Origin of the sequence: Streptomyces sp. NPDC020379, assembly GCF_044387105.1 — a bacterium.
GTDB lineage: Bacteria > Actinomycetota > Actinomycetes > Streptomycetales > Streptomycetaceae > Streptomyces.
In genome coordinates, this window is record NZ_JBIRVR010000045.1 from 1 (window position 1) to 12,487 (window position 12,487).

11 protein-coding genes are annotated in these 12,487 nt (G+C 71.7%); 3 read left to right on the forward strand and 8 right to left on the reverse strand.

What is annotated here, in order from left to right; translation table 11 throughout:
* Positions 1 to 145: 145 nt before the first annotated feature.
* Genes ACH427_RS32060 through deoC form a run of 3 tightly spaced genes read right to left on the reverse strand, consistent with a single transcriptional unit; the run spans position 146 to position 3,466 of the window.
* Positions 146 to 1,057 (reverse strand): aldehyde dehydrogenase family protein, encoded by a 912-nt coding sequence (locus ACH427_RS32060; RefSeq protein WP_398875302.1) that lies wholly within the window; start codon positions 1,055 to 1,057, stop codon positions 146 to 148.
* Positions 1,050 to 2,480, reverse strand: a complete 1,431-nt coding sequence (locus ACH427_RS32065; RefSeq protein ID WP_398875304.1) for an aldehyde dehydrogenase family protein — start codon at positions 2,478 to 2,480, stop codon at positions 1,050 to 1,052. The genes ACH427_RS32060 and ACH427_RS32065 overlap by 8 nt, the downstream gene beginning before the upstream one ends.
* 2 nt (positions 2,481 to 2,482) lie before the next feature.
* Positions 2,483 to 3,466 carry a deoxyribose-phosphate aldolase gene (gene deoC, locus ACH427_RS32070; protein WP_398875320.1) on the reverse strand — a complete coding sequence of 328 codons (984 nt, stop codon included), beginning with the start codon at positions 3,464 to 3,466 and terminating at the stop codon, positions 2,483 to 2,485.
* 113 nt (positions 3,467 to 3,579) lie between these two features.
* Between deoC and ACH427_RS32075 the strand changes: the two genes are divergently transcribed.
* Entirely contained in the window at positions 3,580 to 4,206 is a 627-nt protein-coding gene (locus ACH427_RS32075) for a PH domain-containing protein (protein WP_398875306.1), read from the forward strand.
* Positions 4,207 to 4,707: 501 nt separating this feature from the next.
* Here the strand turns inward: ACH427_RS32075 and ACH427_RS32080 are convergent.
* The 3 genes from ACH427_RS32080 to ACH427_RS32090 all read right to left on the reverse strand — a co-directional run bounded on the left by ACH427_RS32080 (position 4,708) and on the right by ACH427_RS32090 (position 8,299).
* Positions 4,708 to 6,375 (reverse strand): phospho-sugar mutase, encoded by a 1,668-nt coding sequence (locus ACH427_RS32080; RefSeq protein WP_398875308.1) that lies wholly within the window; start codon positions 6,373 to 6,375, stop codon positions 4,708 to 4,710.
* A gap of 538 nt (positions 6,376 to 6,913) precedes the next feature.
* A complete protein-coding gene (locus tag ACH427_RS32085) occupies positions 6,914 to 7,735 on the reverse strand; it encodes a purine-nucleoside phosphorylase (RefSeq protein ID WP_398875310.1) in 822 nt (273 codons plus the stop codon).
* 126 nt (positions 7,736 to 7,861) lie between these two features.
* The gene (locus ACH427_RS32090) at positions 7,862 to 8,299 is read right to left on the reverse strand and encodes a gamma-glutamylcyclotransferase (protein ID WP_116213584.1); all 438 of its coding nucleotides are present in this window, start codon (positions 8,297 to 8,299) and stop codon (positions 7,862 to 7,864) included.
* A gap of 178 nt (positions 8,300 to 8,477) precedes the next feature.
* On the opposite strand from ACH427_RS32090, the gene ACH427_RS32095 reads away from it, so the two are divergent.
* Both ACH427_RS32095 and ACH427_RS32100 read left to right on the forward strand, forming a co-directional pair.
* Positions 8,478 to 9,926 (forward strand): NAD(P)H-quinone dehydrogenase, encoded by a 1,449-nt coding sequence (locus tag ACH427_RS32095; RefSeq protein WP_398875312.1) that lies wholly within the window; start codon positions 8,478 to 8,480, stop codon positions 9,924 to 9,926.
* 81 nt (positions 9,927 to 10,007) lie between these two features.
* Positions 10,008 to 11,048: a DeoR/GlpR family DNA-binding transcription regulator gene (locus tag ACH427_RS32100; RefSeq protein ID WP_398875314.1), complete on the forward strand. Its 1,041-nt coding sequence runs from the start codon at positions 10,008 to 10,010 to the stop codon at positions 11,046 to 11,048.
* Positions 11,049 to 11,058: 10 nt separating this feature from the next.
* On the opposite strand, the gene ACH427_RS32105 is transcribed toward ACH427_RS32100, so the two are convergent.
* Both ACH427_RS32105 and ACH427_RS32110 read right to left on the reverse strand, forming a co-directional pair.
* Positions 11,059 to 11,679: a TetR/AcrR family transcriptional regulator gene (locus tag ACH427_RS32105; protein WP_398875316.1), complete on the reverse strand. Its 621-nt coding sequence runs from the start codon at positions 11,677 to 11,679 to the stop codon at positions 11,059 to 11,061.
* A 307-nt stretch (positions 11,680 to 11,986) separates the two neighbouring features.
* Positions 11,987 to 12,487 (reverse strand): acetyl-CoA carboxylase biotin carboxyl carrier protein subunit (locus ACH427_RS32110; RefSeq protein WP_398875318.1); only part of this gene is annotated, 501 nt, incomplete at its 5' end.

Here is a 12,487-nt window from a genome sequence, read left to right on the forward strand (position 1 = left end):
CTGGGCGGGTGTTTTTGCGGGGGGGGGGGGGGGGGCGGGGGGGGGGGGCGGGGGGGGGGGGGGCGGGGGCCCGGGCGGGGGGGGGGGGGGGGGGGGGGGGGGGGGCGGGCCCCCCCCCCCCCCCCGCCCCTCCGGCCGTACGGCGTCAGTACGACGAGCCGCCCGCGCCCAGCGAACCCGTCGGGTGCCAGACCGTGCGCGTCTCCAGGAAAGCCGTCATCCGGTCGAGGCCCGGCGCGGCGGCCCAGTCCACAGCCTGTGGACGGAGCACGCGCTTGAGGTTGTCCGCCGCCGCGATCTCCAGCTCCTTCGCGAGCCCGGCGTCCGCGCCCGCGAGGTCGATCGCGTTGACGTCCTGGTGCGCGGCCAGCGAGGGCGTGATCTCCGCCGTACGGCCCGAAAGGACGTTGACGACACCGCCGGGGACGTCGGACGTCGCCAGCACCTCGCCCAGGGACAGCGCGGGCAGCGGCGCCCGCTCGGAGGCCACGACCACGACCGTGTTGCCGGTGGCGATCGCCGGGGCGATCACCGAGACCAGGCCGAGGAACGACGACTCCTGCGGGGCGAGCACGGCGACGACGCCGGTCGGCTCCGTGGCGGAGACGTTGAAATACGGGCCGGCGACCGGGTTGGCGGCACCGGTGATCTGGCCGATCTTGTCGGTCCAGCCCGCGTACCAGACCCAGCGGTCGATCGCGGCGTCGACGACCGCGGCGGCCTTCGCCTTGGACAGGCCCTCGGCCTCGGCCACCTCGCGGACGAACTGGTCCTTGCGGCCCTCCAGCATCTCGGCGACGCGGTAGAGGACCTGGCCGCGGTTGTACGCGGTCGCGCCGGACCAGGCGCCGAACGCCTTACGGGCCGCGACGACCGCGTCCCGGGCGTCCTTGCGGGAGGACTGCGGGGCGTTGGCGAGCCAGTTGCCCTTGGAGTCGGTCACCTCGTACACCCGTCCGCTCTCGGACCGGGGGAACTTGCCCCCGACGAACAGCTTGTAGGTCTTGAAGACACCCAGTCGGCCCGCAGCGGAGCTGCTGATGGACTCTTTAGACATCGAGGTACGCCTCCAGACCGTGACGGCCGCCCTCGCGGCCGAAGCCCGACTCCTTGAAGCCGCCGAACGGCGAGGTCGGGTCGAACTTGTTGAACGTGTTGGCCCAGACGACACCCGCGCGCAGCTTGCTCGCGACGGCCAGCATCCGCGAGCCCTTCTCCGTCCAGATGCCGGCGGAGAGGCCGTACTGCGAGTTGTTCGCCTTGGCGACCGCCTCGGCCGGGGTGCGGAAGGACAGCACCGAGAGCACCGGGCCGAAGATCTCCTCGCGGGCGATCCGGTGGGCCTGGGTGACGTTGGTGAACAGCGTCGGCGCGAACCAGTAACCCGCGGACGGCAGCTCGCAGGCCGGGGCCCAGCGCTCGGCGCCCTCGGCCTCGCCGCTGTCGGCCAGCTCGGTGATCCGGGCCAGCTGCTCGGCGGAGTTGATCGCGCCGATGTCGGTGTTCTTGTCCAGCGGGTCGCCCAGGCGCAGCGTCGACAGACGGCGCTTGAGGGCGTCCAGCAGCTCGTCCTGGACCGACTCCTGGACCAGCAGGCGGGAGCCCGCGCAGCAGACCTGGCCCTGGTTGAAGAAGATGCCCTGGACGATGCCCTCGACGGCCTGGTCGACGGGTGCGTCGTCGAAGACGATGTTGGCGCCCTTGCCGCCCAGCTCCAGCGTGAGCTTCTTGTCCGACCCGGCGACCGTGCGGGCGATGGCCTTGCCGACCGCCGTGGAGCCGGTGAACGCGACCTTGTTCACGTCCTCGTGGGCCACCAGCGCCGCACCCGTGGTGCCGTCACCGGTGACGATGTTGACGACGCCCTTCGGCAGCCCGGCCTGACGGCAGATGTCCGCGAAGAACAGCGCCGACAGCGGGGTCGTCTCGGCCGGCTTCAGGACGACGGTGTTGCCCGTCGCCAGCGCCGGGGCGATCTTCCACGCCAGCATCAGCAGCGGGAAGTTCCACGGGATGACCTGGCCCGCGACGCCCAGCGGGCGGGGGTTCGCGCCGTAGCCCGCGTGGTCGAGCTTGTCGGCCCAGCCCGCGTAGTAGAAGAAGTGCGCGGCGACCAGCGGGAGGTCCGCGTCGCGGGTCTCCTTGATCGGCTTGCCGTTGTCCAGGGTCTCCAGGACGGCCAGCTCGCGCGAGCGCTCCTGGATGATCCGGGCGATGCGGAAGAGGTACTTCGCGCGCTCCGCGCCGGGCAGCGCCGACCACTTCTCGAACGCCTTGCGGGCCGCCTTCACCGCGCGGTCCACGTCCTCCGCGGACCCCTGCGCGACCTCGGACAGCACCTCCTCGGAGGAGGGGCTGACCGTCTTGAAGACCTTGCCGCCGGTGGCCTCGGTGAACTCACCGTCGATGAACAGGCCGTAGGACGGGGCGATGTCGACGACCGCCCGCGACTCGAGGGCCGGTGCGTAAGTGAAAGACATGATCAGTCCACCGTGACGTAGTCGGGACCGGAGTAGCGCCCGGTGCTCAGCTTCTGCCGCTGCATCAGCAGGTCGTTCAGCAGGCTGGAGGCACCGAAGCGGAACCAGGTGTTGTCCAGCCACTCCTCGCCCACGGTCTCGTTGACCAGGACCAGGAACTTGATCGCGTCCTTGGTGGTGCGGATGCCACCGGCCGGCTTCACACCGACCTGGACGCCCGTCTGCGCCCGGAAGTCGCGCACGGCCTCCAGCATCAGCAGGGTGTTCGCCGGGGTCGCGTTCACCGCGACCTTGCCGGTCGACGTCTTGATGAAGTCGGCCCCGGCCAGCATCCCGATCCAGGACGCGCGCCGGATGTTGTCGTACGTCGACAGCTCGCCGGTCTCGAAGATGACCTTGAGGCGGGCCTTGTCGCCGCACTCCGCCCGGACGGCGCGGATCTCCTCGAAGACGTCCATGTACCGCCCCGCGAGGAACGCCCCGCGGTCGATCACCATGTCGATCTCGTCCGCCCCGGCCGCGATGGCGTCCCGGGTGTCGGCCAGCTTCACCGGCAGCGCGGCGCGGCCGGCGGGGAAGGCGGTGGCGACGGACGCGACCTTGACGTCCGTGCCCTTCAGGGCGGCCTTGGCGGTCGCCACCATGTCCGGATAGACGCAGACCGCGGCGGTCGTGGGCGTCGTACGGTCGGTCGGGTCGGGGTGGACGGCCTTGGTGGCGAGCGCCCGGACCTTGCCCGGGGTGTCTGCGCCTTCCAGCGTCGTCAGGTCGATCATCGAGATCGCCAGGTCGATGGCGTACGCCTTCGCCGTCGTCTTGATCGAGCGGGTGCCGAGCGAGGCGGCGCGGGCCTCCAGCCCGACCGCGTCGACGCCCGGGAGGCCGTGCAGGAAGCGGCGCAGCGTGCTGTCGGAGGCGGTCACGTCCGCCAGCTCCTTCAGCCGCCCCGCGGCGTCGTTGCCGTGTGCGGGAACTGTGGTGGGCATGGTCACCAGATGAGCATATCTACGCGCGTAGCGCGTGTCACCCCCCTGTGGTGGATCCCGATTCGCGACGCTCCCGCCGTCCCCCCTCGGGACGTGTGGTGCACAATCGCCGCATGACGAGCCCGGACGACTCCTCCGCCCCGCAGACCTCGCACGCCGACCGGTGCTACCGCTCGCCCGCCGGGATCGCCGGCGGCGTGCTGCTGCTCCTCCTCGCCGCCTGGCTGGGCGGCGACGCCGTCCTCCGCGGCTCCGGGCGCACGCCGTGGTTCGCCCTCGCCGTACTGCTCTGCGTCGTACCGCTGATCGTCGCCTTCACGCTGCGGCCCGCGGTGTGGGCGGGCGAGAAGCGGCTGCTGGTGCGGAACCCGTTCCGGACGATCACCGTGCCGTGGGGGTGCGTCGAGGATGTGCGGGCCGGGTACTCGAGCGAGCTCTTCGCCGGGGGCGCGAAGTATCAGCTCTGGTCCATTCCGGTGTCGCTGCGCAAGCGGAAGGCTGCGGCGCGGCGGGGGGGTGGGGGCGGGGGTGGTGTCTTTTCGCTGACGTCGGCTTCGGCGTCGGCATCGGCATCGGCTTCCGCTTCGCCTTCGGCGGATCAGGTGGTCGGGGAAATCCGGGAGTTGGCGGGGCGCCATGCGGGGGCTGGGGGCGCGGTGTCGGTGCGGTGGGCTTATGAGGTGTTGGGGCCTCTGGGGGTGGGGGTTGTGTTTCTGGTTGTGCTTTTGATTCTGGGCTGAGGTTGTTCGGGGTTCGCCGTTGTTTGGTGCGGGTGCGGGTGCGTTGTGGCTGGGGTTCGGGTGGCCTCAAGCGCCGGCCGGGCTGGGTTGTGGTGGGTGCCGGGGGTGGGTCTTCCGGGCTGGGGACCTGGAACGCGGTGCGGGTGCCCTTTTGCGTTCTGAGTGCCGTGACGTCGCACCGCGTTCCAGAACCCCACCCTCCAGCCCCACCCCCTCCCACCGGAGGGCACGTGCGGGACGTGTCCGCTTCAGGGTTCGTATTCAGCCCGTTGGGGGCACCTCTGGGGGCGCCCCCGGACGGATTCTGGGGGAGGCAACGGGCCGGTAGCCGGGGGTCTGGGGCACGCGCGCCCCAGTTTCGGGAGGCGCCACCCACCCACCGCCGGGGGTCTGGGGGCTCGCCCCCACGCGGCGGAGCCGCACATCAGACGCAGCCGGGAAGGGGCGGAGTGTGGGGAACAACCCCGCCGCGGCAGAGCGGCCGCGGCGGGCAGCCCGTGGTCAGATACCCGCCGCCTGCGACAGGTCCTTCTTGATCGCGGTCAGGACATCCGTCGCCCGCGCCCGGGCTTCCGTGAGGGCGATCGCCGACGCGACCGGGACGACGACCTCCAGGTAGCACTTGATCTTCGGTTCCGTGCCCGAGGGGCGGACGATGACGCGCGCGCCGGAGACCGTACCGGAGCCGTCACCGGCGAGGTGGTACCGCAGGCCGTCCGTCGGCGGGAGCGCCTCGGAGCCCTTGGCCAGGTCCTCGGCGGAGGTCACCTGGAGGCCGGCCAGCAGCGCGGGCGGCTGCTCGCGCAGGCGGCGCATCGCGTCGGAGATCAGGGAGAGGTCCTCGACGCGCACCGAGAGCTGGTCCGTGGCGTGCAGGCCGTGCTCGACCGCGAGGTCGTCCAGCAGGTCGGTGAGCGTACGGCCCGACTCCTTGAGCTCGGCGGCCAGCTCGGCGACGAGCAGGGCGGCGGTGATGCCGTCCTTGTCGCGTACGCCCTCGGGGTCGACGCAGTAGCCCAGCGCCTCCTCGTACGCGTACCGCAGGCCGTCCACGCGGGCCAGCCACTTGAAGCCGGTGAGGGTCTCCTCATAGGCGGCGCCGGGGGCGGCGGCCGCGATGCGGGAGAGGAGGGACGAGGAGACGATCGTGGTCGCGAACGTGCCCTGCGCCTTCTTGTGCACCAGGTGCGTGGCCAGCAGCGCGCCGACCTCGTCGCCGCGCAGCATGCGCCAGCCCTCGGCGGACTCGGGGTCCGGCACGGCGACGGCGCAGCGGTCGGCGTCGGGGTCGTTGGCGATGACGATGTCCGGCTGGGCCTCGCGGGCCGTCGCGAACGCCAGGTCCATCGCGCCCGGCTCCTCCGGGTTCGGGAAGGAGACGGTCGGGAAGTCCGGGTCGGGCTCGGCCTGCTCGGCGACGACCGTCGGCGCGGGGAAACCGGCCCGCTCGAAGGCGGCGGTCAGGACGGTGCGGCCGACGCCGTGCATGGGCGTGTAGACGACGCGCACGTCCCGGGCGGAACCATTGGTCAGGACCGCGTCCGTACGCTCCAGGTACGCCTGCACGATCGTGTCGCGGAGGGTCTCCCAGCCGGCCGAGGGGCGGGGCACGTCGTCCAGGCTCGCGACCGCGGCGATCTCGGCGGCGATCTCCGCGTCGGCCGGGGGCACGATCTGGGAGCCGTCGCCGAGGTAGACCTTGTAGCCGTTGTCACGCGGCGGGTTGTGGCTGGCGGTCACCTCGACGCCCGCGACCGCGCCCAGATGGCGGATCGCGAAGGCGAGCACGGGGGTCGGCAGCGGGCGCGGGAGCAGCGCGGCCTTCAGGCCCGCGCCGACCATCACGGCCGCGGTGTCCAGGGCGAAGTCGGCGCTCTTGTGCCGGGCGTCGTAGCCGATGACGACGGTGCCGCCGACGTGGCCCTGCTTCTTGAGGTACGCGGCGAGACCGGCGGCCGCGCGGATCACGACGGCGCGGTTCATACGCATGGGACCGGCGCCCAGCTCACCGCGGAGACCCGCCGTACCGAACTGCAGCGTGCCGCCGAAGCGGATGCTCAGCTCGGCGGTGTCCCCGGCGTCGAGGAGCCGGGCGAGCTCGTCACGGGTGTCGGGGTCGGGGTCCTCGGCCAGCCACGACTTGGCTCGCGCGATGAGGTCTCGCTCCACGGTTTCTCCTCCGGAGTGGTCGAGTGTCTGGGGACGGGGCCGCTGCGCTCTGCGGAGTCCGTCACCGGGTGTTGCATCGTTGCCCTGACGTAGGGCTCATAAATCACAGGGTGTGGCGGGTAGCGCCTGCGGCGGGCTCGGTTCCCCAGCAGCCCCGCCCTCCCCGGCTGCGTCTGATGTGCCGCCGCGTGGGGGGCAAGCCCCCAGATCCCGCAACCCGCTTCGCGCGTTGTCCTCAATCTCCCCCAGCTAACGCTGGGAGGTGCCCCCAGCGGGCTGAAGGCGAACCCTGAAGCGGATACGTCCCGCACGTGCTCTCCGGTGGGAGGGGGTGGGGCTGGAGGGTGGGGTTCTGGAACGCGGTGCGTCATCACGGCACGCAATACGCATGACCCGCACCGCACCGCGTTCCAGGTCCCCAGCCCGGAGGTCCCACCCCCGGCACCCACCACAACCCAGCCCGTCCGGCGCTTGAGGACACGTCCGAAGGACGTGCCCACAGCCGGACGTACCGGGACTACAGCCCGACGTACCGGGACTACAGCCGGTCGAGCACCGAAGCCAGCAGCGCACCCATGGCCGTAGCCGAGTCGCGCCCGGCCTGGAGCACCTCTTCGTGGTTCAGCGGCTCACCCGTCATGCCCGCGGCCAGGTTGGTGACCAGGGAGATGCCGAGGACCTCGGCGCCGGCCTCACGGGCGGCGATGGCCTCGAGGGTGGTGGACATGCCGACCAGGTCCGCACCGAGGGTGCGGATCATCTTGATCTCCGCGGGAGTCTCGTAGTGCGGGCCGGGGAACTGGACGTAGACGCCCTCTTCGAGCGTCGGGTCGACCTCCTGGCAGAGGGCGCGCAGCCGCGGCGAGTAGAGGTCGGTGAGGTCGACGAAGTTCGCGCCGACGATCGGCGAGGTCGCCGTGAGGTTGATGTGGTCGCTGATCAGCACCGGCTGACCGGGGCGCATGCCCTCGCGGAGGCCGCCGCAGCCGTTGGTGAGGACGATGGTCTTGCAGCCGGCGGCGACGGCGGTGCGGACGCCGTGCGCGACGGAGGCGACACCGCGGCCCTCGTAGAAGTGCGTGCGGCCCAGGAAGACCAGGACGCGCTTGTCGTTGACCTTGTACGAGCGGATGGTGCCCGCGTGGCCGGCGACGGCGGGCGGCGGGAAGCCGGGGAGCTCGGTGACCGGGAACTCGATCTCGGGGGTGCCGAGAGCTTCGGTGGCGGGTACCCAGCCGGAGCCCATGACCAGGGCGACGTCGTGGGTCTCGGCGCCCGTGAGCTCGCGCAGGCGGGAGGCGGCGGCGTCGGCCGCGGCGTACGGGTCGACCTGGATGTCCGGAGTAACTGATGCGTTCACGCGGACGAGGGTAGCCGCTATTCGCCTACGCGCGTAGATGTCGCTGGTGACGGTGTTCCGATTGTTGCTTTGTGTCTTATGACGAGACGGATTCGTCATAAGAATCAGCAACGCCTCGGAGGGGCGTCAGCAGGGCCGCTTGCGGAGCTCCATCACATAGTCGTGCGGCGCCCCGGCCGACTCGGCCGCGTCGGCGATCTCGCCGAGGTAGCGCGCGGAGGGCAGCCCGCCCTCGTAGCCGTTGAGGACGTAGACCCAGGCGGGCTCCTCGCCGTCCAGAGTGTGCACGCGGACCCTCATCCTGCGGTAGATGTCGAGGCCGACACCCTCCCAACGGTCCATCGAGTCCTCGTCCATCGGAGCGATGTCGTAGAGCGCGACGAAGACCTGGGAGCGCGGCGCCTCGACGACGGTCGCCAGCGCCCCCTCCCAGCCCAGCTGCTCGCCGCCGAACGTCAGTCGCCAGTCGGCGAGCCAGCCCGTGCCGCGCAGGGGCGAGTGGGGTGCGCGGCGGGACATCAGCCGCGCGTCGAGGTTGCCGGCGTACGCGGCGTAGAGCGACATGGCTCCGAGAGTACGGGAGTGAGGCGGAACGGCATTTGGGGTGGCAGTCTCGAAGGGAGGTTCGTCCGGAACCTCCTGCCGGTCGTCGCACGGATGCCCGTAGGGATGTACGTAGGGATTTGCGTACGGATCCGACGGGGGAGGCCCCGGGAGAAGTCGCTTCGACGGGTACGGGACAATGGAGTACGTGACTCGGATCGTGATCATCGGTGGCGGACCCGGCGGCTATGAGGCGGCGCTCGTCGCCGCGCAGCTCGGCGCGGAGGTGACCGTCGTCGACTGCGACGGTCTGGGCGGGGCGTCGGTGCTCACCGACTGCGTGCCTTCGAAGACGCTCATTGCGACGGCAGAGGTGATGACGACCTTCGACTCCTCGTACGAGGAGCTGGGGATCATCGTCGCCGACGACACGCCGCCCCTGGAGCAGACCGCCCGGGTCGTGGGGGTGGACCTGGGCAAGGTCAACCGCCGGGTGAAGCGGCTCGCCCTGGCGCAGTCGCACGACATCACCGCGTCCGTCACCCGGGCGGGCGCGCGCGTGCTGCGCGGCCGCGGGCGGCTGGAGCCCAACCAGGCCCCGGACGGCTCGCGCAAGGTCGTCGTGCGGGCCGCCGACGGCACCGAGGAGACGCTGGTCGCGGACGCCGTGCTGATCGCCACGGGCGCGCACCCGCGGGAGATCCCGGACGCGCTCCCGGACGGCGAGCGGATCCTCAACTGGACGCAGGTCTACGACCTGGACGAGCTCCCCGAGGAGCTCATCGTGGTCGGCTCCGGTGTCACCGGCGCGGAGTTCGCGGGCGCCTATCAGGCGCTGGGTTCCAAGGTCACGCTGGTGTCGTCGCGCGACCGCGTGCTGCCGGGCGAGGACCCCGACGCGGCCGCGGTGCTGGAGGACGTCTTCCGGCGGCGCGGGATGAACGTGATGGCCCGCTCCCGGGCGCAGTCGGCGAAGCGCGTGGGCGACCGTGTCGAGGTGACGCTGGCCGACGGCCGGGTCATCACCGGCACGCACTGCCTGATGGCGGTCGGCTCGATCCCCAACACGGCCGGGATCGGCCTGGAGGAGTCCGGCGTCCGGCTCAAGGACTCCGGCCACATCTGGACGGACCGGGTCTCGCGCACGAGCGCGCCGGGCGTCTACGCGGCCGGTGACTGCACCGGCGTGCTGGCGCTCGCCTCGGTGGCGGCGATGCAGGGCCGCATCGCGATGTACCACTTCCTGGGCGACGCGGTGGCGCCGCTCAATCTCAAGGCTGTATCCGCGAACGTATTTACGGATCCGGAGATTGCGACGGTCGGCTATACGCAGGCCGATGTCGACAGCGGCAAGATTGACGCCCGCATGGTGAAGCTGCCGCTGCTGCGGAATCCGCGGGCGAAGATGCAGGGAATTCGCGACGGTTTCGTGAAGATGTTCTGCCGTCCCGGTACGGGCATCGTGGTCGGCGGAGTGGTGGTCGCACCGCGCGCGAGCGAGCTGATTCACCCCATTTCGATCGCGGTCGACAACAACCTGACCGTGGAGCAGATCGCCAACGCGTTCACCGTCTACCCCTCGCTGTCCGGCTCCCTCGCCGAGGTCGCCCGGCAACTGCACGCGAGGAAGGCGCCGCGCGAGAGCTAGCGGAGCCGGGCGTTCCCTATACCACGCCATACGTTCCGCAGCGGACAACTTCCGTAAAATTCTGCAACCTGCTGAAAACGGATGGTCGTTGGCGTTACTGTCGGTTTCGTGTTCGCTGCAGAACGTCGTCAATTGATCCTCGAAATGGTGCGCGCCAACGGAGCGGTTTCGCTCCGGGAGCTCGCCCGCGTCGTCCAGACCTCCGAAGTGACCGTACGGCGGGACGTGCGGGCATTGGAGGCAGAAGGACTTCTCGACCGCCGGCACGGCGGTGCGGTGTTGCCGGGCGGTTTCACCAGGGAATCCGGCTTCCCGCAGAAATCCCATCTAGCGACCGCGGAGAAGACGGCCATCGCCGATCTCGCGGCGAGCTTTGTCGAAGAGGGCGAAGCGGTAGTCGTCGGCGCCGGCACGACCACGCAGGAGCTGGCCCGCCGGCTCGCGCGCGTGCCGGGTCTGACCGTGGTCACCAACTCCCTGCTCGTCGCGCAGGCGCTGGCCCACGCCAACCGGGTCGAGGTCGTCATGACCGGCGGCACGCTGCGCGGCTCCAACTACGCCCTGGTGGGCAGCGGGGCCGAGCAGTCGCTGCACGGGCTGCGGGTGTCCAGAGCGTTCCTGTCCGGCAGCGGGCTGACCGCCGAGCGCGGCCTGTCCACGTCCAACATGCTCTCCGCGAGCGTGGACCGGGCGCTGGTGCAGGCGGCGGCGGAAGTGGTGGTGCTGGCGGACCACACCAAGCTGGGCACCGACACGATGTTCCAGACGGTGCCCACCGATGTGATCACGCGGCTGGTGACGGACGCGCCCCCGGGGCACGACGAACGGGCCGCCACGGAGCTCCAGGCGCTCGCCGACCAGGGCGTCCACATCTCGGTCGCGGGGCCCGGCGCGGGGTCGGGCTCGGGGCCGGCGGCCGTCCCCGGCGGGGGCGAGGCCGCGCCGCCCGGCCGCCGCCGTGACGTCCCCCTGCCGGGACAGCGGCGTACGCACCCGATGGGACCCGGACAGCCGCCCGGGTCCGGGCAGGGGGGGCCGCCGGGTCCCCAGCTGCGCAGCGCCGTCTCCCTGGGCGACCAGGCGACGGCGCGGGTGGCGGACCTGGCGCCCCGGCGGCGCTGACGCGAACCCCTCAGGCGCCGGACGGGCCGTCGTGCCCGCCGTCCCGTCCGGCCGTCGCGGGTGCCTTCAGACCGGTGAGCGTGAGCATCAACAGCCGGTCCGCCAGCTCCGGGTCGTCCGGCGACTGCTCGACGGCCAGGGAGATCGCGTTCGTCAGCTGCATCAGATCCACGATGCCGACGTCCGCCCGCACCGCCCCCTGCGCGCGGGCGAGCAGCTCGCTGCCCGCCTCCCGCATGGGCAGGCTGCACCGCGACATCGCGGACCCCTCGTCGCTCTGCGCGGCCATCAGGGCGCGCGAGAGCCCCCGGTAGGTGCTGGCGTGCGCCACGATGGTCCGCAGCCACTCCACGAGCGCCCGGCAGGGCTCCGGCGAGGCCAGCAGCTCCCGCGACCGGGCCAGCAGGGCGTCGACCTCGCCCTGGAAGACGGCGCTCATCAGGGCGGTGCGGTTGGGGAAGTGACGGTAGAGCGTCCCGATCCCGACGCCTGCCCGGCGCGCGATGTCCTCGAGCGAGGCGTCCGTGCCGTGCGCGGTGAAGGCGGTACGCGCCTCCGCGAGCAGCCGCTCGTAGTTCCGCCGGGCGTCCGCGCGCATGGGGCGTGGCGCGTGTGTGGTCTCCGTGGTCATTGCCGCCTCCCTTGGGGGTCCCCGCGGCGTACAACAATGCCACTCGCTTCGCGGGGGCGGGTGGGGTGCGTGCTGTTGCTCTTCGGGTGCGGGCTTCGTCGCCGCCTGCGGCGGGAGCGGCCTGCGGCCGCGTCCTCGAACTCCCCCAGCGGTAGCCGGGGAAGTTCGAGGACAACGCGGCGAAGCCGTGTTGCGAGGTCTGGGGCGCAGCGGCGGAGCCGCACATCAGACGCAGCCGGGAAGGGGCGGGGCCGGGGAAAAAGCCCGCCGCAGGCGCAACCGCTCCTACGACGGGCTCACTCCCTCGTCAGTCCTTGATCTCGCAGATGACCGCTCCGGAGGAGACCGACGCCCCGACCTCCGCCGTGATGCCCTTCACCGTTCCCGCGCGGTGCGCGTTCAGCGGCTGTTCCATCTTCATCGCCTCGAGGACCACGATCAGATCGCCCTCGGCGACCTCCTGGCCCTCCTCGACCGCGACCTTGACGATCGTGCCCTGCATGGGGGACGCGAGAGCGTCACCCGAGGCCGCGGAGCCGGCCTTCTTCGCCGCCCGCCGCTTCGGCTTGGCGCCGCCCGCGGCGGCCGTGCGGGCGATGGTCATGCCCAGTGACGACGGCAGGGAGACCTCCAGCCGCTTGCCGCCGACCTCGACCACGACCGTCTCGCGGCCCGCGGCCTCCTCCTCGTCCTCACCGGCCGCGCCGGCGAACGGCGGGATCTCGTTGACGAACTCGGTTTCGATCCAGCGGGTGTGGACGTGGAAGGGGTCGGCGGTGAAGGCGGGGTCGGTGACGACGGCGCGGTG

Coding starts and splice junctions, on each gene's coding strand:
- ACH427_RS32095 (WP_398875312.1), top strand. CDS start 8,478: ATGGAGTACGTGACTCGGATCGTGATCATCGGTGGCGGACCCGGCGGC.
- ACH427_RS32105 (WP_398875316.1), bottom strand. CDS start 11,679: ATGACCACGGAGACCACACACGCGCCACGCCCCATGCGCGCGGACGCC.
- ACH427_RS32065 (WP_398875304.1), bottom strand. CDS start 2,480: ATGTCTTTCACTTACGCACCGGCCCTCGAGTCGCGGGCGGTCGTCGAC.
- ACH427_RS32060 (WP_398875302.1), bottom strand. CDS start 1,057: ATGTCTAAAGAGTCCATCAGCAGCTCCGCTGCGGGCCGACTGGGTGTC.
- ACH427_RS32100 (WP_398875314.1), top strand. CDS start 10,008: ATGGTCGTTGGCGTTACTGTCGGTTTCGTGTTCGCTGCAGAACGTCGT.
- ACH427_RS32090 (WP_116213584.1), bottom strand. CDS start 8,299: ATGTCGCTCTACGCCGCGTACGCCGGCAACCTCGACGCGCGGCTGATG.
- ACH427_RS32075 (WP_398875306.1), top strand. CDS start 3,580: ATGACGAGCCCGGACGACTCCTCCGCCCCGCAGACCTCGCACGCCGAC.
- deoC (WP_398875320.1), bottom strand. CDS start 3,466: ATGCCCACCACAGTTCCCGCACACGGCAACGACGCCGCGGGGCGGCTG.